The sequence below is a fragment of the Arthrobacter sp. NPDC055585 genome (assembly GCF_053619115.1).
Map to the genome: position 1 here is coordinate 148,967 of NZ_JBSHIT010000007.1, position 21,991 is coordinate 170,957.

At 66.2% G+C, this 21,991-nt stretch carries 21 protein-coding genes and 1 riboswitch; of the genes, 17 read left to right on the top strand and 4 right to left on the bottom strand.

The genetic code is table 11. The annotated features are described in order from the left end of the window. Window positions 1–32: 32 nt before the first annotated feature. On the bottom strand, window positions 33–1,304 hold the full coding sequence (locus ACWGQ2_RS13170) for an APC family permease (protein ID WP_452017955.1): 1,272 nt from the start codon (window positions 1,302–1,304) through the stop codon (window positions 33–35). Window positions 1,305–1,432: 128 nt separating this feature from the next. Here ACWGQ2_RS13170 and aspS point away from each other — a divergent pair, with 128 nt between their 5' ends. Further along, entirely contained in the window at window positions 1,433–3,226 is a 1,794-nt protein-coding gene (gene aspS, locus ACWGQ2_RS13175) for an aspartate--tRNA ligase (protein ID WP_452017957.1), read from the top strand. 62 nt (window positions 3,227–3,288) lie between these two features. On the opposite strand, the gene ACWGQ2_RS13180 is transcribed toward aspS, so the two are convergent. Beyond that, window positions 3,289–3,795: a flavin reductase family protein gene (locus ACWGQ2_RS13180; protein WP_452017959.1), complete on the bottom strand. Its 507-nt coding sequence runs from the start codon at window positions 3,793–3,795 to the stop codon at window positions 3,289–3,291. Between the two features lie 48 nt (window positions 3,796–3,843). Beyond that, window positions 3,844–3,963: riboswitch (SAM riboswitch) on the bottom strand. Window positions 3,964–4,057: 94 nt separating this feature from the next. Next, window positions 4,058–5,251 carry an MFS transporter gene (locus ACWGQ2_RS13185; protein WP_452017961.1) on the bottom strand — a complete coding sequence of 398 codons (1,194 nt, stop codon included), beginning with the start codon at window positions 5,249–5,251 and terminating at the stop codon, window positions 4,058–4,060. A 69-nt stretch (window positions 5,252–5,320) separates the two neighbouring features. Here ACWGQ2_RS13185 and ACWGQ2_RS13190 point away from each other — a divergent pair, with 69 nt between their 5' ends. The 14 genes from ACWGQ2_RS13190 to nusB all read left to right on the top strand — a co-directional run bounded on the left by ACWGQ2_RS13190 (window position 5,321) and on the right by nusB (window position 18,955). Continuing rightward, window positions 5,321–6,157 carry a PhzF family phenazine biosynthesis protein gene (locus ACWGQ2_RS13190; protein ID WP_452017962.1) on the top strand — a complete coding sequence of 279 codons (837 nt, stop codon included), beginning with the start codon at window positions 5,321–5,323 and terminating at the stop codon, window positions 6,155–6,157. A gap of 141 nt (window positions 6,158–6,298) precedes the next feature. Then, window positions 6,299–7,696, top strand: a complete 1,398-nt coding sequence (locus tag ACWGQ2_RS13195; protein ID WP_452017964.1) for a replication-associated recombination protein A — start codon at window positions 6,299–6,301, stop codon at window positions 7,694–7,696. A 263-nt stretch (window positions 7,697–7,959) separates the two neighbouring features. Further along, on the top strand, window positions 7,960–8,586 hold the full coding sequence (rpsD, locus tag ACWGQ2_RS13200) for a 30S ribosomal protein S4 (protein ID WP_152227785.1): 627 nt from the start codon (window positions 7,960–7,962) through the stop codon (window positions 8,584–8,586). 196 nt (window positions 8,587–8,782) lie between these two features. Next, on the top strand, window positions 8,783–9,157 hold the full coding sequence (locus ACWGQ2_RS13205; protein WP_452017967.1) for a DUF948 domain-containing protein: 375 nt from the start codon (window positions 8,783–8,785) through the stop codon (window positions 9,155–9,157). Between the two features lie 31 nt (window positions 9,158–9,188). Continuing rightward, window positions 9,189–9,443, top strand: a complete 255-nt coding sequence (locus tag ACWGQ2_RS13210) for a hypothetical protein (protein WP_422402407.1) — start codon at window positions 9,189–9,191, stop codon at window positions 9,441–9,443. A gap of 61 nt (window positions 9,444–9,504) precedes the next feature. Then, complete coding sequence (gene alaS, locus ACWGQ2_RS13215; protein ID WP_452017969.1) at window positions 9,505–12,198, top strand: alanine--tRNA ligase; 2,694 nt, start codon at window positions 9,505–9,507, stop codon at window positions 12,196–12,198. Beyond that, a complete protein-coding gene (ruvX, locus tag ACWGQ2_RS13220) occupies window positions 12,164–12,775 on the top strand; it encodes a Holliday junction resolvase RuvX (RefSeq protein WP_452017971.1) in 612 nt (203 codons plus the stop codon). Before alaS ends, ruvX begins: the two co-directional genes overlap by 35 nt. After that, a complete protein-coding gene (gene mltG, locus ACWGQ2_RS13225; protein WP_452017973.1) occupies window positions 12,772–14,151 on the top strand; it encodes an endolytic transglycosylase MltG in 1,380 nt (459 codons plus the stop codon). The genes ruvX and mltG overlap by 4 nt, the downstream gene beginning before the upstream one ends. Continuing rightward, window positions 14,152–15,039 carry a shikimate dehydrogenase gene (locus ACWGQ2_RS13230; RefSeq protein ID WP_452017975.1) on the top strand — a complete coding sequence of 296 codons (888 nt, stop codon included), beginning with the start codon at window positions 14,152–14,154 and terminating at the stop codon, window positions 15,037–15,039. Window positions 15,040–15,071: 32 nt separating this feature from the next. After that, window positions 15,072–16,283, top strand: coding sequence for a chorismate synthase (gene aroC, locus ACWGQ2_RS13235; protein WP_452017977.1), 1,212 nt, complete (start codon window positions 15,072–15,074; stop codon window positions 16,281–16,283). Then, window positions 16,276–16,791 (top strand): shikimate kinase, encoded by a 516-nt coding sequence (locus tag ACWGQ2_RS13240; RefSeq protein ID WP_452017979.1) that lies wholly within the window; start codon window positions 16,276–16,278, stop codon window positions 16,789–16,791. Before aroC ends, ACWGQ2_RS13240 begins: the two co-directional genes overlap by 8 nt. Continuing rightward, window positions 16,792–17,913 carry a 3-dehydroquinate synthase gene (gene aroB, locus ACWGQ2_RS13245; protein ID WP_452017981.1) on the top strand — a complete coding sequence of 374 codons (1,122 nt, stop codon included), beginning with the start codon at window positions 16,792–16,794 and terminating at the stop codon, window positions 17,911–17,913. Between the two features lie 71 nt (window positions 17,914–17,984). Beyond that, window positions 17,985–18,548, top strand: a complete 564-nt coding sequence (efp, locus tag ACWGQ2_RS13250; RefSeq protein WP_055240995.1) for an elongation factor P — start codon at window positions 17,985–17,987, stop codon at window positions 18,546–18,548. Beyond that, window positions 18,545–18,955: a transcription antitermination factor NusB gene (gene nusB / locus ACWGQ2_RS13255; RefSeq protein WP_452017983.1), complete on the top strand. Its 411-nt coding sequence runs from the start codon at window positions 18,545–18,547 to the stop codon at window positions 18,953–18,955. Before efp ends, nusB begins: the two co-directional genes overlap by 4 nt. A gap of 85 nt (window positions 18,956–19,040) precedes the next feature. Here the strand turns inward: nusB and ACWGQ2_RS13260 are convergent, their stop codons facing one another. After that, the gene (locus tag ACWGQ2_RS13260) at window positions 19,041–20,234 is read right to left on the bottom strand and encodes a PrsW family intramembrane metalloprotease (protein WP_452017985.1); all 1,194 of its coding nucleotides are present in this window, start codon (window positions 20,232–20,234) and stop codon (window positions 19,041–19,043) included. A 112-nt stretch (window positions 20,235–20,346) separates the two neighbouring features. Between ACWGQ2_RS13260 and pyrR the strand changes: the two genes are divergently transcribed. Next, window positions 20,347–20,928 (top strand): bifunctional pyr operon transcriptional regulator/uracil phosphoribosyltransferase PyrR, encoded by a 582-nt coding sequence (gene pyrR, locus ACWGQ2_RS13265; protein WP_452017987.1) that lies wholly within the window; start codon window positions 20,347–20,349, stop codon window positions 20,926–20,928. Beyond that, window positions 20,925–21,923: an aspartate carbamoyltransferase catalytic subunit gene (locus tag ACWGQ2_RS13270; RefSeq protein ID WP_452017989.1), complete on the top strand. Its 999-nt coding sequence runs from the start codon at window positions 20,925–20,927 to the stop codon at window positions 21,921–21,923. The genes pyrR and ACWGQ2_RS13270 overlap by 4 nt, the downstream gene beginning before the upstream one ends. Window positions 21,924–21,991: the final 68 nt, after the last annotated feature.

The window sequence follows — 21,991 nt, forward strand, 5'->3', positions numbered from 1 at the left end:
GCTTTCCTCCAGGGGCCAACGATACAGGCCGGCTACCGTCCCCGGCGGAACGTCAGCCGCACCACGGCACCGGCAACAATGGCCATCAGCCCCAGGGAGATGTCCAGCAGCGGCAGGGACAATGCCAGGAGCAGGGCGCCGGCGATCCCCAGCACGTTGAGAACCCGCGGCGTGTACCACCGGCGTGAGTGCAGGGTGAAGGCGATCACGGCAGTGCCGCCGGCGTAGAGCAGGCCAGTGAAGGCGGCAACGCCCAGCAGAGTGGTCAGCGGGAATGCCAGCACCAGGACACTAACGACGGCGGCGCCCGCGGCCACGCCCACCCACGGGGTTTCGGGCCGGCCGCGCAGCAGGGAACGTTTCCTGCCGAAGACCGCCGGCAGCTCACCTTCGATGGCCATGGACGCCCCGATTCGGGCGCAGCCCGCATTCACCGCGGACAACGCTCCCAGTCCGGCAGCAGCCGCAGCAACCAGGACGACGCCGGTACCCACCCCGCCGCTGACATCAGCCACGGGCACCACCATCGGCGCGGATTCGGCGGCGAGGCCTGCCGGACCGAAATAACTCAGCAGGGACTGGCCCAGCACCAGATAGAGTGCCAGCACGACGGCGATGGCCGCCGGAAGCGCCAGCGGAATGTTGCGCCCGGGGGAGCGGACGTGCGGCCCCAGAGACGCCAGATACCCGTAGCCAATAAAGGCAAAGTAGAGCAGCGCCGAGGATTCAAGGATGCCGGAGAAATCGGGTTCGGGCAGGGTGGCGAGCTTGGGATTGTCCGCGGGCAGTTCGGAGTTGACGGCTACTACGGCAACGAACGCGAGGACGGCAATGACGAACGCGACGATGAACCGGGACACCCAGTCGCTGCGGGTTGCCCCGAACAGATTGAGCGCCGCTGTCAGGACGGCGGCAGCGACGGCCACCGCCACCGCGTAGTCCGGTGCCAGGTAGGTGCCCAGCATCAGCGCCGCCACTGCGGCGGCGCTGAGCCGGGAACACAGGAAAATCCAGCCGGTCACAAAAGCCGCCGTGGGACCGAGGATTACCCGCGCTGCCCGGGTGCCGCCGTCGTCGTAATTGGCTTGGCCCTCGTTCAGTGCGGCACTGATCTGGAAAATCGCGGTGCCGCAGGCATAGGCGACGACGGCGGCGATCACCAGGGGAGCGGCCAGCGTGCCGCCGTCGGCAGCTACCGCTGAGGGGAAGACAATAAACACGCCCGCGCCGATGATCGAACCGATGCCGGCGGTAGTCGCGTCGAACCCGCCCAGCGGGCGTGCAGTAGCGGCATTGCCGGACAAACGGGCCTCCAATCGGTCAGCCCTTGGCCGGGAAGCGCGGGGAACACCGGTAAACTCAAAGAAGATCTCTACTCACAATGGGCGGAAACAGGTGGTTTCCGCAACCAATCGAAGTTGAAAGGACTGCTGTGCTGCGCACACATGCCCTTGGTTCCCTGAGGGCCGAGCATATTGGACAGACTGTCACCCTGGCCGGCTGGGTCGCCCGCCGCCGGGACCACGGAGGCGTCGCCTTCCTTGACCTGCGTGATGCCTCCGGTGTTGCCCAGGTTGTTGTCCGTGAAGAGGACGTCTTCCACGGCCTGCGCAATGAGTACGTCCTGCAGATCACCGGCAAGGTGGAGCGCCGCCCCGAGGGCAACGAGAACCCCGCCCTGGCCACCGGCGAGGTTGAGGTCATTGCGGACGACGTCGTCATCCTCAACACTTCCGATCCGCTGCCGTTCCAGATCGACGAGCACGTTGAGGTCGGCGAGGAAGCCCGCCTGAAGCACCGCTACTTGGACCTGCGCCGCCCGGCTCCCGCCGCTGCGATGCGCCTGCGTTCCGAAGCCAACCGCGTGGCCCGCGAACTGCTCCACGACGAGGGCTTCGTTGAAATTGAAACCCCCACGCTGACGCGTTCCACCCCCGAAGGTGCCCGCGACTTCGTGGTGCCGGCCCGCCTGGCACCCGGCTCCTGGTATGCGCTGCCGCAGTCCCCGCAGCTGTTCAAGCAGCTGCTGCAGGTTGGCGGCTTCGAGAAGTACTACCAGATTGCCCGCTGCTACCGCGACGAAGACTTCCGCGCCGACCGCCAGCCCGAATTCACGCAGCTGGACATCGAAGCCAGCTTCGTTGAAGAGGACGACATCATCGCCCTCGGCGAGCAGATCGTGAAAGCACTGTGGAAGCTGATCGGCGTCGAAATCCAGACCCCGATCGCCCGCATGACCTACGCCGACGCCATGGCCCGCTACGGCTCGGACAAGCCGGACCTGCGCTTCGGCCTGGAACTGACCGAGCTGACGGAGTTCTTCAAGGACACCACCTTCCGCGTTTTCCAGGCACCGTACGTCGGCGCCGTCGTGATGCCCGGCGGTGCCTCGCAGGCCCGCCGCACCCTCGATGCCTGGCAGGAATGGGCCAAGCAGCGCGGTGCCAAGGGCCTGGCCTACGTGCTGGTCCAGGAAGATGGCTCCCTCACCGGGCCGGTCGCCAAGAACCTCACCGACTTCGAGCGCGAAAACCTCGCAGAGAAGGTTGGCGCCAAGCCCGGTGACTGCATCTTCTTCGCCGCTGGCCAGACTAATGAAGCCCGTGCCCTGCTCGGCGCCGCCCGCGTTGAAATCGGCCACCGCACCGGCCTGATCGACCCGAAGGACTGGGCGTTCGTCTGGATCGTCGACGCCCCGATGTTCGAGCCCGCCGCCGCAGCTGTGGCAGCCGGTGACGTCGCAGCAGGCGAAGGCGAGTGGACAGCAGTGCACCACGCGTTCACCTCCCCGAAGCCCGAGTTCCTGGACACCTTCGACACCGATCCCGGCTCGGCCCTGGCCTACGCCTATGACATCGTGTGCAACGGCAACGAGATTGGCGGCGGTTCAATCCGTATCCACCGCCGTGACGTGCAGGAACGCGTGTTCAAGGTCATGGGCATCTCTGAAGAGACCGCCCAGGAGCAGTTCGGCTTCCTGCTTGAAGGTTTCAAGTACGGCGCTCCGCCACACGGCGGCATCGCCTTCGGCTGGGACCGCGTGGTGGCCCTGCTGGCCGGCGCCGACTCGATCCGCGACGTCATCGCCTTCCCGAAGTCCGGCGGCGGTTATGATCCGCTGACCTCCGCTCCGGCTCCGATCAGCGCCCAGCAGCGCAAGGAAGCCGGCGTTGACTTCAAGCCGGAGAAGAAGCAGGACAAGCCGGCTGAAAGCCCGGCCTCCTAGCCTGATCCAGCCGGAAAGACCCCGGCCGCCATGCTGGCGGCCGGGGTCTTTCGCTGTCCGGGCTAAGCGAAGGCAGGCACCGCGAGGTTCCTGAACGCCGAGCCGTGGAAGACGAGCGGCTCATGCGCGCCGTCGTGCGTTGAGTAGCCGTGGACACGCAGCAGGACGACGGCGTGGTCGCCGGCCGGAACCTCGTTCTCGATTGACGTTTCAAGCCAGAGGGCTGCGTCGTCCAGGAACAGGGAGCCGGTCTGTGTCTCGTGCAGGCTCAGACCCGCGAACCGGTCGCCGTCGCGGGAAGCGATCTGGCGGCACACGCCGTCGTGCTTCGACCCAAGGACGGAGACACCGATCCGGCCGGCCGACCGCAATACCGGCCAGGTGCGGGACGTGTTCTGCACCGCGAACATCACCAGGGGCGGATCCATGGACACCCCGACGGTAAAGGAAGAAGCCACGATTCCCTGAGGCGCGCCGTCGATTTCGGCGCAGAGTGCTGCAATTCCGGACGGGAAACGGCCGAAGGCCTGGCGCAGTGCGTTTGGCTGGAGATCGGTTTCAAGTGCCATGGAGATTCCTCTGCAGAACGCGCAGCCCGCGGTGCAAAACCGCGGAAGACGCTGTACTTGCCGGACCGGGAGATCCACCGGAACGGCCGAATCGTCACCTGGAGCACCCCGCTACAACGAGAGGGTTGCCGTCCAGCCGGCCAGGGCCTGTGGCTGGAACTCTTGATTCTGGCTACCAATCTAGGAGCGGGAGGGGGCCCGGGGCAAACGTCCGTCACATATCGGCAATGCCGGGCAACAGTTCGTAACGGGCGTTAACGGCTCAGGAACCGTCGAAGGCGGCAGCCCCCGCCGGTTTAGGGGCCGGACCTTCCGGACGGTCCCTGATACCCATCCTGTTCAGGACCGCCGGGCCCAGGACGGCACCGCTGAGGATGACCGCGCCCAGCACCAGGCACGACGCAGGCCAGGAGCCGCCGTCGTACAGGAAGCCCGCCAGCAGGGACCCGGCAGCGGCACCAATCAGTCCGGCGTTGCTCAGGAGCGCCATTCCGCGGCCGAGGCGGGCACCGCCTGCCTCCGCCACGACCGCCCCGTGCACTGGAATCAGCATTGCCCAGGACGCGCACGTTAACACCCACAATGCGGCGATCACGAGTGGTGACGGTGTGAACGCCAGGCATGCTGCGGCCGCCGCCGATGCAGCCGAAACAGCTGCGTAGCCGGCCCGGCGCCCCCGCCGCTCGGTGAACCGGTGGAGCACCCGCGGGAGGACAGTCAGTGCAATACCGCCGGGCAGGTAGACAAGTGCGATCTGGTAGACCTCCAGACCGACTGCGTTCTGCAGATGCAGCAGGAGCAGCAGTCCCACACCGGCCTCGGCCACTGCCGTCAAACCGGCCAGGAAAAGGAGCGGGCCAAGGCCGGAGCCTTTCGCCCTGCCGCGCGGATCGTCCTGGACCCGGGGCGGCGCGCTGCGGACCAGCAGCAGCCAGAGGGCGGCTGCCAGGCAGACAACGGCCAACGCAATGAAGACGCCGAAGAATCCGATGGTCGGCAGCAGCACCATGGCCGGGATCCAAAAGAACCAGGACCCGAAGGACTCGGAGGAAAGCAGCCCAGCCAGCGAACCCGAATCGGTGTCCAGCGACTCGGCGGCGACCGCGCGGACGGCTATCCAGAAGAGCGCACCACCGATACCGCCCACAGCCGCCGCTGCCACTGCCCAGGGCCAGGAGCCGGCTAGGGCGTAACCGAGGCAGCTGAGGGCGTAGAGGAACGCGCCCGCTGCTGCGATGCGGGTCCGGGTGAATGTGTCGGCCAGCCGGCCGGCTAGGGGCCGCGCTGTCACTGAGACAGCCAGTTCCACGGCGATGAGCATCCCAATGGCTGCGCTGCCGAGGCCGAGCTCAACCCCTGCCCACAGCGGGATCAGGAAGTCCACCAGCTCAGCTGAACCGCCCAGCGCGGCCGCAGCTGCTGCGAAGGGTTTGCGGGAGCCCGCTCCGTTTCTCATCCGCAGAGCCTAGCGGACGCCACCGGCACGCCTTTCCGCGCACGTGCGGCCAGCTATTACAGTGTCCGCATGAGACAACGCTGGTTCAAACAGGTAGACGTTTTCGGCAGAAAGCCGTACCAGGGCAACCCGCTGGCCGTGGTCCTGGACGGGGAAGACCTCGACGACGAGGCCATGCTGCAGTTCGCCCGCTGGACGAACCTCTCCGAAACCACCTTTATCCTGCCCGCTATCCAGGACGAAGCCGATTACCGGGTTCGGATCTTCACCCCGGGTGGTGAAATCCCGTTCGCAGGGCATCCGACGCTGGGAACCTGCCACGCGTGGACCGAGGCCGGTAACACGCCGATGAAGTCCGGGCTGGTGGTTCAGGAATGCGGAATCGGGCTGGTTCCCCTGCGGGTCAATGCCGGGCTGGCCGCCTTTGCCGCGCCGCGGCTCATCCGCACCGGGCCGGTGGAAGAAGGAACCCTGGCCCGGGTGACGGCAGCGCTGGGACTCACCCCGGACCAGGTCCGCGGCCACCAGTGGGTGGACAACGGGCCGGGCTGGCTGGGCCTGCTGCTGCCGGATGCGGAGACAGTCCTCTCGCTGCGCCCGGATCACGCTGCCATCGGCGACCTCCGGGTGGGAGTGATCGGACCCCAGCCCGAATCCGCTGAGACCGACTTCGAAGTCCGGGCCTTCGCTCCGGGACTCGGCGTCTCTGAGGATCCGGTCACCGGCAGCCTCAACGCAGGGCTGGCCCAGTGGCTGATCGGCGACGGCATTGCTGAGGAACGCTACACCGTCACCCAGGGCACCGCCGTCCACCGTTCGGGCCTGGTCCGGGTGTTCACCCGCGAGGGCCGTATCTGGGTCGGCGGGGAGTCCGTCACCTGCATCGACGGCTCCGTCTCCCTCTAAACGCACACCCGCACCTCCTTCCCTCGAGAGGCCAGTTACGGCTCTTTTGGGGGCTGAAAAGAGCCGTAACTGGCCTCTCGGCGGTTTTGGTTCCCGTCCAGGGCGGAATCGAGGGGGAGAGGGCACGGGTAGCCTTGAAGCGTGAATGACTTGTTCAACAGCGGCGAGGACCAGGACCTGCAGGACCACGACGACGACGCCGCCGCAGAGGGCGAGGCACGGCAGCGCCCGCGCAGCCCGCTGGCGGTACGGATGCGTCCGCGCAGTCTTGATGAGGTTGTGGGCCAGCAGCACCTGCTGGCTCCCGGCTCCCCGCTGCGAACTCTCGCGGAAGCACCGCAGGGAGGGCCGGCCGGGCCGTCCTCGGTGATGCTGTGGGGTCCGCCGGGCACCGGCAAGACCACCCTGGCGCACGTGGTGGCCCGCGGGCCGGGCCGTAAGTTCGTGGAGCTCTCCGCAATCACCTCCGGCGTCAAGGACGTCCGCCGGGTCATGGATGAAGCACTGACAGCGCGTGACCTGCACGGCATCACCACCGTCCTGTTCCTGGATGAGATCCACCGGTTCAACAAGGCACAGCAGGACGCCCTGCTGCCCGGCGTGGAGAACCGCTGGGTTGTCCTCATCGCCGCCACCACCGAGAACCCGTCGTTCTCCGTGGTTTCCCCGCTGCTTTCCCGGTCCCTGCTGCTGACCCTCAAACCGCTCACCGAAGCTGATATTTCCGGTCTGCTCCAGCGCGCCGTCGAAGATGAGCGGGGCCTGGCCGGCCGGGTGGAACTCAGCGAAGAAGCGCTCGAGCACCTGGTGCGCCTCGCCGCCGGGGACGCCCGCCGCGGACTGACTGCCCTCGAAGCGGCCGCCGGCGTCGCCTACTCCGAGCGGGACCCGGACGTCACCGTGCCCACCGTGGAACTTGCCCATGCCGAGCAGGCACTGGATGTGGCGGCGCTGCGCTATGACCGGGCCGGAGACCAGCACTATGACATCACCAGCGCCTTCATTAAGTCCCTGCGCGGTTCAGACGTCGACGCCGCCCTGCACTACCTGGCCAAGATGCTCGAAGCGGGGGAGGACCCCCGGTTTATCTCCCGCCGGCTGATGATTTCCGCCGCGGAAGACGTAGGCATGGCGGACCCGACGGCGCTGCAGACAGCCGTCGCAGCCGCCCAGGCAGTGCAGATGATCGGCATGCCCGAAGGCCGGCTGATCCTGGCCGAGGCCGTGGTGCACATAGCCACTGCACCCAAATCGAACGCCGCCTACAAGGCGATCGGCGCTGCGACGGCAGACGTGCGGGCCGGATACGGCACCGGCGTGCCTGCACACCTGCGCGACGCCCACTATCCCGGGGCCAAGCAGCTGGGCCACGGCAAGGGCTACATCTACTCCCACGACTCACCGCACGGCGTGGCCAAACAGCAGTACGCACCGGATGACCTGGTGGGCAAGGACTATTACAAGCCCACTGCCAACGGCGCAGAGCGGGACATTGCGGCACGGCTGGAACGACTGCGCGGAATCATCCGCGGACGGTAGCGGCACCTGTCTCAACCGGGCCCGGCCGGAAGCCGTTGCATGCTAGGATTGATGGTTGACTGGCAAGCGCACTGCCGGACAATCCCACTTCTTTCCCGGATTAGCTTCCGGATGCGGTGGAACCATGTCCGGTAACTGCGTTGCAGCAGAAGGCAGCGGTTGGCCGGAGCTCTCCCTAATGGAGGCCAGTGACTACGTATTAGCCGTGCACGGCGGGTTTCCCGGCGCGTACGGCGAGACCGCCAAAACAGTGAAAGGTGAACGTGGCTAACAACACACGTGCACGCCGTCAGGCCCGCGCTTCGCGCGCCCTCGGCATTGCTTTGACCCCCAAGGCAGCAAAGTACTTCGAGCGCCGGCCTTACCCCCCGGGTGAGCACGGCCGCGCCCGCCGCAAGCAGGACAGCGACTACGCCGTCCGCCTGCGCGAAAAGCAGCGCCTGCGCGCACAGTACGGCATCCGCGAAGCACAGATGACCCGTGTCTTCGAGGAAGCCCGCCGCACCGCCGGTCTGACCGGTGAAAACCTGATCGAGCTTCTCGAGATGCGTCTTGACGCCCTCGTGCTGCGTGCCGGCTTCGCCCGGACGATCGCCCAGGCCCGCCAGCTGGTTGTGCACCGCCACATCATGGTTGACGGCGCCCGCGTGGACCGCCCGTCCTTCCGCGTGTCCGAAGGCCAGCTCATCCATGTGCACCAGCGCAGCGAGACCATGACGCCGTTCCAGGTTGCCGCTGCCGGCGCCCACCGCGACGTCCTGCCCGCTGTTCCGGGTTACCTGGATGTCTCCCTGGACAAGCTGCAGGCTCGCCTGGTTCGCCGCCCGAAGCGCTCGGAAATCCCCGTGACCTGCGAAGAGCAGCTCGTGGTGGAATACTACGCACGCTAATTCGACTCTCTTCCCGCATATGCGGGAGGTATGGCGAAAATGGAACAGCCCGCGGCCCGTGCCGCGGGCTGTTTCGTTTCCCGGCGGCCGTGCGCAACCCCCGGCCGGGGAACGCGCCGCCGCCAAGTAAGTGTCCTGTCCCGTCAATGGGTAAGGTACATAGCGGAAACTCTTCGAAAACAACCCAAGGAGAACCATGTCAGGTGGAGATATTGCCGGTCTGATCGCAGCCGGGGTTTTTGCCGTGCTGGTTGCGCTGCTGGCCGTCCCCATCCTCAAGCTTGGGAAGGTCTTCGATGAGCTTCGCGGCTCGATCAAGACCCTCAGCGACGAAACCACTCCGCTGATCGACGAGGTCACCACCACGGTTTCCACCACGAACCTGCAGCTGGCCAAGGTCGACGGCATTTCTTCGAACGTGTCCGACGCGTCGGCGAACGTCTCCGCGCTGACGTCCCTGGTCGCAGCCACTGTCGGTTCGCCGCTGATCAAGGTTTCCGCGTTCACCTACGGAGTCCGTACCGCACTGACCTCCCGCCGTCCCGCCGGGCGCGGCCGCCGCAGCCGCTAGTCCGCCATGCAGTCCACCACAGGAGCAGCACATGATTAAGCGTGTCTTTTGGATGTCGATCGGCATCACCATCGGCGTGATCGCGGTCCGGCGCATCTCCGACGCCAAGGAAAGCCTGGGTCCGGCTGGGCTCAACCGCGCCGTCGGTACCGCCGCGGACGCCCTGCACGATTTCACCGACGCCTTCCGCGACGCCATGACCCAGCGCGAAGGCGAACTCCGCTCCGCCCTGGGCCTGGACACCACGGACACGGTGGCCCAGACCATGTCCTCGGCCCGCCGCTGACTTTATTCCACCGCGCAGCCGCCCTGCGTGGAATTGATTTACCAGAAGGGTAAGAACCACCATGAAGTCCCACGAGATCGCACGCCGCTGGCTGGATTTCTTCAGCAGGAAGGGCCACACGGTCGTTCCCTCCGCGTCGCTCGTCACCACCGACCCCTCGCTGCTGTTCACCGTCGCGGGCATGGTGCCCTTCATCCCGTACCTCACGGCACGGGAAACCCCTCCGTACAGCCGGGCCACCAGCGTCCAGAAGTGCATCCGCACAGCAGACATCGAAGAGGTCGGCAAGACGGCGCGCCACGGCACCTTCTTCCAGATGGCCGGCAACTTCTCCTTCGGCGACTACTTCAAGGAAGACGCCATCACCTTTGCCTGGGAGCTGCTGACCAGCCCCGTGGCAGAGGGCGGCTACGGCCTTGATCCCGAGCGGCTCTGGGTCACCGTCTACGAGGACGGCGACGAGCGCGACGACGAGGCCCGCGCCATCTGGCGGGACAAGATCGGCGTTCCGAACGAGCGCATTATCGGCACCGGCAAGGCAGACAACTACTGGAACACCGGCCAGGCCGGCCCCGGCGGTCCCTGCTCGGAGATCTACTACGACCGCGGCCCGGCCTACGGCCTTGAAGGCGGACCGGCAGTCGACGAGACCCGGTACATCGAGATCTGGAACCTCGTCTTTATGCAGTACCAGCTCTCCGAGGTCCGTTCGAAGACAGACTTCGACGTCGCAGGTGAGCTGCCGAAGAAGAACATCGACACCGGCCTTGGCCTGGAGCGCCTCGCCATGATCCTGCAGGGCGTGGAGAACATGTACGAGACGGACCAGGTCCGTCCCGTCCTGGACAAGGCTGCCGAGCTCTCCGGCAAGGCCTACACCTCCGCCGAGGATCCCTCGGATCCGCACCACGCCGACGACGTGAAGATGCGCGTCGTCGCCGACCACATCCGCTCAGCCCTCATGCTGATCTCCGACGGCGTCACCCCGTCCAACGAAGGCCGCGGCTACGTGCTGCGCCGCCTGATCCGCCGTGCCGTGCGGGCCATGCGCCTGCTCGGCGTCGAGACCGCTGTGCTGCCTGAACTGCTGCCCGTCTCCCGGGACGCGATGAAGGGCACCTACCCCGAGGTTGAAACCGACTTCGCCCGGATCTCCCGGATTGCCTACACCGAGGAAAAGGCGTTCCTGCGCACCATCGCCTCCGGCACCGAGCGCCTCGAAGCCGCCGTGCAGGAGTCCAAGGCAGCGGGCCAGCCGCTCTCCGGCGCCGAAGCGTTCGCGCTGCACGACACCTACGGCTTCCCGATCGACCTCACCCTCGAAATGGCTGAAGAAGCCGGCCTGAAGGTGGACGAGGCCGGGTTCCGTTCCCTGATGCAGGAACAGCGCCAGCGCGCCCAGGCTGATGCCCGCGGCAAGAAGCACGGCCACTCCGACGTTTCGGTCTTCAACGAACTGCTCAAGGCCGGCAACACCGTCTTCACCGGCTATGACGAGCTGGCCACCGAATCCAACGTGCGCGGCATCGTTTCCAACGGCGAATCCGTGTCCTATGCAGGCCAGGGCACCGAGATCCAGCTGGTCCTGAACGAGACCCCGTTCTACGCCGAGGCCGGCGGCCAGGCAGCCGACGTCGGCTTCATCACCGGCGACGGCTTCGTCGTCGAGGTCACTGACGTGCAGCGTCCGGTCAAGGGACTGACCGTCCACAAGGCCGTGGTCCGCGAAGGCGAAATTTCCGCCGGGGCCCTTGCCCAGGCAGCGGTCGACGCCGAGCAGCGCCACGCAGCGGAGCAGGCCCACTCCGGCACCCACATTGTGCACGCTGCACTGCACCAGATCCTCGGCCCGGAAGCGCTCCAGCGCGGCTCCTTCAACAAGGCCGGCTACCTGCGCTTCGACTTCTCCTGGGGCGAAGGGCTCTCGGCAGCTGCCAAGTCGGAGATCGAAGAGGTCTCCAACCTGGCCATCCGCAGCAACCACAAGGTCGAAACCAAGATCATGTCCCTGGCCGATGCCAAGGCCCTCGGCGCCACCGCACTGTTCGGCGAAGCCTACGGCGATCAGGTGCGGGTAGTGGAGATCGACGGCGCCTGGTCCCGCGAGCTCTGCGGCGGCACGCACGTTGACACCACCTCGCGCATCGGCTCCCTGACCCTGCTGGGTGAACAGTCCGTCGGCTCAGGCAACCGCCGCGTCGAGGCCTTTGTGGGCATGGATGCCTTCCGCCACCTCGCTGCCGAACGGGCGCTGGTCAACGAGCTCTCCGAACTGCTGAAGGTCCCTTCGGTTCAGGTTCCCGAGCGCGTGGCAGCGACCCTGGCCAAGCTGAAGCAGGTCGAAAAGGAACTTGAGCGCCTGCGCCGCGAACAGCTTGCGGCGTCCGCAGCAGCGCTGCTGGGTTCCGCAGTGGACATCGACGGCGTGCGCCTGCTGGCACACGACGCCGGTACCGTCTCCGGAGCGGATGACCTCCGCACCCTCGCCCTGGACCTGCGGTCCCGTCTGGGCAGCGAGGCGGCTGTCGTGGCCGTCGCCGGTGCAGCCAACGGCCGTCCGGTTGTCATCGTTGCCACGAACGAAGCCGCCCGCGGGGCCGGCGTCAAGGCAGGTGCGCTGGTGAAGACCGCCGCGGGTGTCCTTGGCGGCGGCGGAGGCGGCAAGGACGACGTCGCGCAGGGCGGCGGATCCGACACCGGCAAGATCTCCGAGGCGCTCGATGCCATCCGCGCAGCGGTGGCGAACCGGGGCTAGCGCCACAGTGTCCGGCTACCCGCGCGGAACCAAACTCGGCGTTGACGTTGGACTGGCGCGCGTCGGGGTCGCTTCCTGCGACCCCGACGGCCTGCTGGCCACCCCGGTGCGCACGCTGAAACGGGACGCCAAGAAAAACAGCGACATCCAGGTCCTGGTCCGCGAGGCCGCTGAGCGGGGGACCGTTGAGTTCTTCGTTGGCCTGCCGCAGAGCATGAAGGGCACCGAAACAGCTTCCACGGAGATGGCCCGCAGCTATGCCCAGGCGCTGGCCCAGGCCCTCGAAAAGGCCGGACTCAGCGTTCCCGTGCGGCTGATTGACGAGCGGCTGAGCACGGTCAGTGCCCACCGCTCCCTGCGTGAAGCTGGCTTGGACACACGAAATCACCGTAGAGTGGTAGACCAAGTGGCTGCTGTGGGTATATTGCAGCAGGCCATAGACATGCAGCGTTCCCTGGGACGCGATGTGGGGGTGCCGGTCACACTGCGCCGGAGTACGCACTCTGCTGCTCCGGCCCCGAACGAGGAGCCAACTATTTCCGAGCAAAGCCGCCCCGAAAGCGATACGGCGTCGTGAGCCACCGGTACCCCGACCCCCACGGTACGGGCGAACGGCCGGAAAACGAACCGGCTGCAGACAGCTACCCGGGGGATGCAGGGCATCCTTCCCCGCACTATGACGATGCCCGGTACAGCGACGCGCCCTACGACGACGCGCGGTACGAAGATGACCGCTACGAGGACGTCCAGTACGCGCAGGCCGAAGCACAGCATGCCGGCGCGCACAGCGGTGCGCAGCACCAGGACGCAGCGCCCGCCGTCCAGAACTTCTTCGCAGAAGAGGAAGCAGCGCCCAGCCGCCGCAGCCGCCGCCCGTCGCGGGAGAAGCAGCGCCGGCGTCGCCGCCGCACCGTGATCATGATCGCCGTACTGGCCGTCTTCGCCGGAGCGGTCTTGGGCCTCACCCTGTTCCTCCGGGATCTGCTGGGCATGAATGACGTCAAGGATTACCCCGGACCGGGGGAGGGGACAGTCTCCTTTGTGGTGCAGCCCGGCGACGGGCCCCTCGTGATCGGCAACAACCTCGCCAGCGAGGACATCGTAGCGAGCTCCAAGAAGTTCGTGGAAGTGTTCCAGCAGGAGTCCCAGGGCCGGGAAATCCAGCCCGGCACCTTTGAGATGCGGTACCAGATGAGTTCCTCCGGTGCCCTGGATGCTCTGCTGGGAGACGGCGGAACGGCAGTCCACTACGCGGCCATTGCCCGCGACCTGCGCCAGAATGAGACCTTCGATGAGCTGGTCAAGTCCACCGGCATCCCGCTGGAGGAGTTCACCGCACTGGCCCAGAGCCCGCAGGACTTTGGGCTTCCCGCCCAGGCAGTAAGCCTGGAAGGCTACCTGTTCCCCGGCGAATACCGTTTCCCGGTGGACATGACAGCACAGGAAATCATTACGGAAATGGTCCAGAACGCCTTCGCGGCGCTCGAGGAAGCCGGAGTGACGGATCCGTCGGAGCAGTACCGGGTGCTCACCAAGGCCAGCATCATCCAGGCTGAGGCCGGCGAAGCCGACTACGCGACCGTTGCCGGTGCCATTGAGAACCGGCTCCGCGAAGACAACACCGAGACCAACGGCCTGATCCAGTCAGATGCAACCGTCACCTACGGCCTCGGACGCAAGAGCTACAACCTCACCCCGGAGGAAAAGGCAGACACCTCCAACCGGTGGAACACCTACGCGAATCCGGGCCTGCCGGTGGGGCCGATTGGTTCACCGAGCGTGGAGGCCATTGACGCGGCGTCCAACCCCGCGGACGTGCCCTACTTCTACTGGGTGACGGTCAACCTGGACTCCGGGGAGACCAAGTTCTCCTCCACTCTGGCAGAACACGGACGATACGTTGCCGAATACCAGGAATGGTGCGGCACCCAGGAAGCTGGAAGGTGCGAGTAGTTGACCAGCCGCAAACGTGCGGCGGTGCTGGGGCACCCGATCGGCCACTCCCGGTCGCCCCACCTTCACCGCGCTGCCTACAACTACCTCGGATTCGACTGCAGCTACGAGGCAATTGACGTACCGGAGGAAGCAGCGGCGGATTTCGCCGCCGCTGTCCGCCGTGAACCGGACTGGAACGGTCTTTCGGTCACCATGCCGCTGAAGGCCGCGATGGCTGCGGCCGTGGACCGGCTGGACCCGCTCGCGCAGGTGCTTGGTGTGCTCAACACCGTCACCTTTGAGCAGGGACCGGACGGGACTGTGCTTACCGGCTGGAACACCGATGTGCTGGGCCTGGTCAACGCGCTCAGACACGCCGGTGCGGGGGAGACGCCCCGCGGTGTGGTCCTGGGCGCCGGCGGGACGGCCTGTGCCGCCGTAGCCGCACTGTCCCGGATGGGCTGCACCGAGGTGGACGTTTACGCCCGCAGCTTCCGCGGCGCCGGCGCCGCAGGCTCCGGCCAGCGTGCCGCCGTCCAGCAGGTAGGCGACCAGCTCGGGGTTGCCGTCAACCTGCGCCCGTGGGAAGAAGCCGCAGCTGCCTGTTCCCGTGCCGACGTCGTCATCTGCACGCTGCCGCCGCGTGGTGCGGACTCCCTGGCGGAGCAGCTTCAGGCCATTGGTGCAGACCGCACCGGTGCCGTCCTCCTCGACGCGGCCTACGACCCGTGGCCCAGCGCCGTCGCAGCGGTGTGGGAAGAGGCCGGTGGACGAATTGTGCCCGGACTCGAAATGCTGCTCTACCAGGCCGTGGAACAGGTCCGCCTGTTCACCGGCCCTGCGTTCCGCGACGAGGCCGCCGTCATAAACGTGATGTGTGACGCAGTGGGACTGCCCAGGCGCTGAAGGGCCCTTCCGAACATGGCAGTATTGAAGCCATGTTGCGTTGGTTGACCGCCGGTGAGTCCCATGGGCCTGCACTGGTCGGAATTATTGAGGGCGTCCCTGCTGGCGTCGAAGTAAGCACCCCGTCCATCCAGGAAGCGCTGGCACGACGCCGCCTCGGCTACGGCCGCGGTGCCCGGATGAAGTTCGAACAGGACGAGGTCCGCATCCTCGGCGGTGTCCGCCATGGACTGACCCAGGGCGGACCGGTGGCGATCGAGGTCGGTAACACCGAATGGCCCAAATGGGAGCAGATCATGGCCTCCGATCCGGTGCCTGCGGAGATCCTGGACGGCCAGGCACGCAATGCGCCGCTGACCCGGCCGCGCCCCGGGCACGCAGACTTCACCGGCATGCAGAAGTACGGCTTCAGCGAAGCCCGTCCGGTCCTGGAGCGTGCAAGCGCCCGGGAAACCGCTGCCCGGGTGGCCCTGGGTGCCGTTGCCTCGGCCTTCCTGAACCAGCTTGGAGTCGAGCTGGTCAGCCACACCGTCTCTATCGCCGGCGTGGCATCTCCGGAAGGCTCGGCGCTGCCGCTGCCGTCCGACGTCGCCGCGCTGGACGAAAATCCGATGCGCTGCTTCGATCCGGCCGTAACTGAAGCGATGGTTGCCGAAGTGGACGCCGCCCACAAGGAAGGCGAAACCCTGGGCGGGGTCGTGGAAGTCCTCGCCTACGGACTGCCGCCGGGACTGGGCAGCTACGTCCACTGGGACCGCCGCCTGGACGCACGCCTGGCCGGAGCCCTCATGGGCATCCAGGCCATCAAGGGCGTTGAGGTTGGCGACGGTTTCCTCACCGCGTCCCGCCGCGGCTCTGCGGCCCATGACGAGATCCTGCAGGACGAGGCCGGCCGCGTGATCCGCTCCGGCAACCGGGCCGGCGGCATCGAAGGCGGCATGAGCATCGGCGAAGTGCTGCGCGTCCGCGCAGCGATGAAGCCCATTGCCACCGTTCCCCGTGCCCTGAAGACCGTTGACGTGTCCACTGGCGAACCCGCCCGCGCCCACCACCAGCGTTCCGACGTTTGTGCCGTGCCTGCTGCCGGCGTCGTTGCCGAGGCCATGGTGGCGCTCGTCCTCGCTGAGGCGATGACCGAGAAGTTCGGCGGGGACTCGGTGGCTGAAACGGTGCGGAACCTCCGGACGTACCTCGAGAGCATTCCGGAATCCCTCTCCTCGACCGGTACCGGTACAGGTGTCTGAAAAGCATCTGGTCCTGATGGGGCTTATGGCCGCCGGCAAGTCGGTGGTCGGACGTTCCTTCGCAGCACGCCACAACCTGCCCTACATCGATACTGATCAGCTGGTTGTGGATGAGCACGGACCCATCCCGGAGATCTTTGCCCGCCACAGTGAACGGTTCTTCCGCGAAGCCGAAGCCCGCGCCGTTGCGCAGTCCCTGGACTCGCCCGTGCGTTCAGTCATCTCCCTTGGCGGCGGGGCTGTCCTGGACACCGGAACCAGGCAGCTGCTGGAGCACGCTACGGTTGTATTCCTGGATACCGACCTGGCCACGGTGCTTCCGCGGATCTCCCGCACTGCCCACCGTCCGCTGCTGGCCGGTGATCCGGCGGAGCGCTGGAGCGCACTGGCAGAGGTCCGCAGACCAATTTACGAATCGCTGGCAGACATAGTCATAGATACCAGGGGACTGGCAGTAGCCGAGGTGGTGGAACGCATCACCGCAGCCCTGGATGAAGGAGAGAACTAAATGCCCGCTGAACCCACCATCATCCCGGTGACCGGTGAAAAGCCCGCAGAGAATTACGACGTCGTCATCGGCAACGGCCTGCTGGGGCGCCTTCCGGCAATGCTGGGGGAGCGGGTCCGCCGGGTTCTGGTGATCCATCCCCGTGCCCTGCGCACCACCGGCGACACCGTGCGCGACGAACTCGCTGAAGCCGGACTGACGGCCCTCACCGCGGAGATTCCCGACGCCGAAGAAGGCAAGCACATCCAGGTTGCCTCCTTCTGCTGGCAGGTCCTGGGACAGAACGACTTCACCCGCTCCGACGCCATTGTGGCCGTGGGCGGGGGAGCAGTCACCGACGTCGCCGGTTTTGTGGCAGCCACCTGGCTGCGCGGGATCAAGGTAGTGCACATCCCCACCAGCCTGCTGGGCATGGTGGATGCAGCCGTGGGCGGAAAGACCGGCATCAACACCGCAGAAGGCAAGAACCTGGTGGGTGCTTTCCACCCGCCTGCCGGCGTCCTGGCGGACCTGGATGCCCTGGGCTCGCTGCCCAAGAACGAACTGCTCAGCGGCATGGCCGAAGTGGTCAAGTGCGGTTTCATTGCCGATCCCGCAATTCTGGACCTGATCGAAGCGAACCCGGAGGCGGTGTCCGACGGCGCCTCGGACACCGTGCGTGAACTGGTTGAGCGGGCCGTGCGGGTGAAGGCCGAAGTCGTCTCCGGTGACCTGCGTGAAGCGGGACGGCGTGAGTTCCTGAACTACGGCCACACGCTGGGCCACTCCATTGAACTGGCCGAACGCTACCAATGGCGCCACGGCGCGGCCGTCTCAGTAGGCATGGTCTTCGCCGCCGAGCTGGGCCGCATGGTGGGGCGGCTCGACGACGCCACCGCGGACCGGCACAAGGAGATCCTGACCTCACTCGGACTTCCGGTTTCCTACCGCCGCGACCGCTGGAGCGCGCTGCTGGACGGTATGCGCCGGGACAAGAAGTCCCGCGGCGATCTGCTGCGCTTTGTGGTCCTTGACGGACTGGGCAAGCCCTCCATCCTGGAGGTCCCTGACACCTCGCTGCTCTTCGCCGCCTACCAGGAGATTGCCTCCGAGCCGGAGACCGGTATCCGGCTCAGCCTCTAGGGAATCTCCGAACAGGTAGAATGGTCGACGGACCAGACACGAAGCAGAAGCGAAACGACGAAAGAGAAACTGTGGCAACGACCAACGACATCAAGAACGGCACCGTGCTGAAGCTTGAAGGCAACCTCTGGAGCATCATTGAGTTCCAGCACGTAAAGCCGGGCAAGGGTGGTGCGTTTGTCCGTACCAAGATGCGCAACGTCCGTTCGGGCAAAGTCGTCGACAAGACGTTCAATGCGGGCATCAAGATCGAAACCGCCACGGTTGACCGCCGCGATTACCAGTACCTGTACAAGGACGGCGAAGACTACGTCTTCATGGACACCTCGGACTACGACCAGCTCACGGTCCCCGGCTCGATCGTGGGTGATTACGCCAACTTCATGCTTGAGTCCATGATGGTCACCATCGCCATGCACGAAGGTGCCCCGCTCTACATTGAACTTCCGGCTTCCGTGGTCCTGGAGATCACGTACACCGAACCGGGCCTGCAGGGCGACCGCTCCACCGGTGGCACCAAGCCCGCAACCGTGGAAACCGGCTACGAAATCCAGGTTCCGCTGTTCCTGGAAACCGGCACGAAGGTGAAGGTTGATACCCGCACCGGTGACTACCTGGGACGCGTTAACGAGTGAGTGCCCGCAGTAAAGCAAGAACACGGGCACTTGAGGTGCTCTTCGAAGCGGAACAGCGATCCATGTCTCCGCTCGAGTCCCTGCGTTCCCGCCGGGAAAAGACGGACCAGGTAATCAACCCCTACACCATGGACCTGGTGGAGGGCGTTATTGCCAAGCAGGAGACGATCGACGAATTCCTGAGCACCTATTCCCAGGGCTGGGCGCTGGACCGGATGCCGGCCGTTGACCGCATCATCCTGCGCCTGGGCAGCTGGGAGCTGCTCTACAACGACGACGTACCGGACAAGGTCGCCATCAGCGAAGCCGTTGAACTGGCCAAGTCGCTCTCCACGGATGAGTCGCCGGCATTTATCAACGGCCTGCTGAGCCGTTTGCACCAGCTCAAGGATTCACTGCTGGCCTAGCCAAGGCTGGAATCCACAGCACAAAGCCCGGCAGGGATTCCCCTGCCGGGCTTTTGCATGCCCGGAAGAGCTCCGGGGTGCCGTACTAGTAGCGGCGCCCGGCGGCGGCGATCCCCAGCAGCTGTGTCCGCGTGCGCGTCAGGGCCGAGAGGAGACGGCGCTCCCGCACCGAATTTTTCTCCGGCTCGCGTCCGTTGACGAGCTGCTGGCGGACCAGGGCAAGATGTGTTGTCTCCCGGATGAAGGCGCGCATTTGAACCTTGGCCCCAAAGGCCCCTGCCCACTGCAGGGCCTGCCGGCGCCCGGAAGGCGTGGCCAGCAGGCTGACCTCTGCCGGGGTGAACCATCCAGCTGCCGCATATTCACCCAGGCGCAGCCCGGTTAGGCGCTGCTCCTGCCGGCGCAGCCAGCTCACACCGCCCACCGCGAGGGCGAAGAGCGGCACCTGGAGCAGGAAGTAAAAGACGAAGAAGTCGTCTGCCACCAGGGCCATTCCGCCGTTCCAGAACATATGCCCGGCCACCGCCGCAGCAAGGCCTGCCGCGAAACCGCCGACAATCCGCCCGGCGCCGGGTTTGCGGACGGCAATGCCCAGGGCCAGGCCGACGGCGGCGGTAAAGAGCACGTGGGCGAACGGGGAGAACAGTCCGCGCAGCACAAAAACGAACCCCAGCTGCAGGCCAACACCGCCGGCCTCGAACAGGGCGGCACTGAAGTAGAGGATGTTCTCCGTGAAGGCGAAACCGGCGCCGACCACTCCGGCGTAGACAATGCCGTCCAGCGGCCCGTCGAAATGGCTGCGGCGCACAAAAACGAGGATGAGCACGCCCAGGCCCTTTGCCGTCTCTTCCACCAGCGGCGCCTGGATGACCGTGGTCAGCACCTCGGACGGAGTCAGCGGCAGCAGCATTACCAGAATTTCATTGACCGTGCCGCCCAGCAGCAGGGTAATTGCCACGGAAACGCCTGCACCCCACAGGAAGGCAAAGGCCAGTGCGCCGCGCGGTTCCGGTTCCCAGCGGTCAATCCAGTGCAGTCCCAGCAGGCAGATCCCCAGCGGAATCAGCGCCAGGATCCCGCACAGGATAAAGGCCTCGCTGCCCAGGGCTGCGAAGAGGAACAGGCCAACCAGCACCAGCACTACCCCTGCTGCAGCTACCAGCAGCACGTTCAGCACCCCTGAACCGCCCCGCGGCGGGGCGGGAACACTGAGTCCGGGAAGCGGTTCGGAGGGCTGCTCCGGCAGACGGGAGGGACTGCCGCCGGGGGTCAGCGTCATGCGCGCATGCCTGTCATGGACCCAAGAATATACGGGCGACGTGCTGTGATAGTTTTGATTGGCATTCAACCTTTAAGTCCGTCCTGTGAGGCGGGGAAGGAGGAAGCAGAATATGGATCTCAGTGATCCCACGCAGGCCGCTGTGCCTGCCCGTACCGTTCTGACTTCAGCTGACATTGACCGCGTGCTGACACGCATTGCCCACGAGATCCTTGAAGCAAACAAGGGCGGCACCGATCTGGTGCTGATGGGCATCCCCCGCCGGGGCTATCCACTGGCCCGCAGGCTGGCTGCCAAGATCGCAGCAGCTGACCCCACCGTGGATGCAGACGCCATCACGGGCCAGCTCGACGTCACCATGTTTCGTGACGACCTCGCACACCAGCCCACCCGGCCGCCACACCCCACACAGCTTCCGCCCAGCGGCATTGACGGCAAGGTTGTTGTCCTGGTGGACGACGTGCTGTACTCCGGCCGCACCATCCGCGCCGCACTGGACGCCCTGATCGACCTCGGCCGTCCGCGCGCCGTGCGCCTGGCCGTCCTGGTGGACCGCGGGCACCGCGAGCTGCCCATCCGCGCGGACCACGTTGGCAAGAACCTGCCGACGGCCGCCGTGGAGAAAGTCCGGGTCCGGCTGGCGGAGACAGATCAGCCCGCCCTGGATGAAGTCGTGATCGAAGGCCCTGCATGAAACACCTGCTCTCCACCCTGGACCTCTCCTATCAGGACGCCATTTCCATCCTGGACACCGCGGAGACCATGTCTGCAGTGGGGGAGCGGGAAGTCAAGAAGCTTCCCGCCCTGCGCGGCCGGACTGTGGTCAACCTCTTCTTCGAGGACTCAACCCGCACCCGCATCTCCTTCGAGGCAGCGGCCAAGCGCCTCTCCGCCGACGTGATCAACTTCTCCGCCAAAGGTTCTTCCGTGTCCAAGGGCGAGTCGCTGAAGGACACCGCGCAGACGCTGGCCGCCATCGGAGCCGACGCCGTCGTGATCCGCCACGGAGCGTCCGGTGCACCTGCCCGACTGGCGAACTCCGGCTGGATCGACGCCGCCGTGCTGAACGCAGGGGACGGCACGCACGAACACCCCACCCAGGCGCTGCTGGATGCGTTCACCATGCGCCGGCACTGGGCACAGCTGCACGGGGTGCCCTCCCAGGGCACTGATCTCTCCGGCATGCACGTGGCCATCGTGGGGGACATTCTGCACTCCCGGGTGGCCCGCTCGGACCTCTGGCTGCTGAAGACCCTTGGGGCCGACGTCACGCTCGTCGCCCCGCCCACGCTGCTGCCTTTCGGCGTCGAATCCTGGCCCTGCAAGGTCAGCTATTCCCTGGACGAGACGCTTGAAACCAAGCCGGACGCCGTCATGATGCTCCGGGTCCAGGCAGAGCGTATGCACTCGGCGTTTTTCCCCACCGTGCGGGAGTACTCCCGGCGCTGGGGGTTCGACGACGTCCGGCTGGACCGGCTGGACGCCCTGGGCATGGACAACACGATCCTGCTGCATCCCGGACCTATGAACCGCGGTCTTGAAATCTCTTCACGCGCTGCCGACTCACCGAGGGCCACCGTCCTGGCCCAGGTCAGCAACGGCGTTTCGGTCCGTATGGCCGCCCTCTACCTGCTGCTCTCCGGTGAAGGCAGCTCCCAGCGCACACCACAGGAAGTATCCGCACAGTGACTACCGCACATCCCGCCACAACAACCAAACCCGCCCCCGCGGCCTCCCCGGAGCTTTCCCCCACCGGA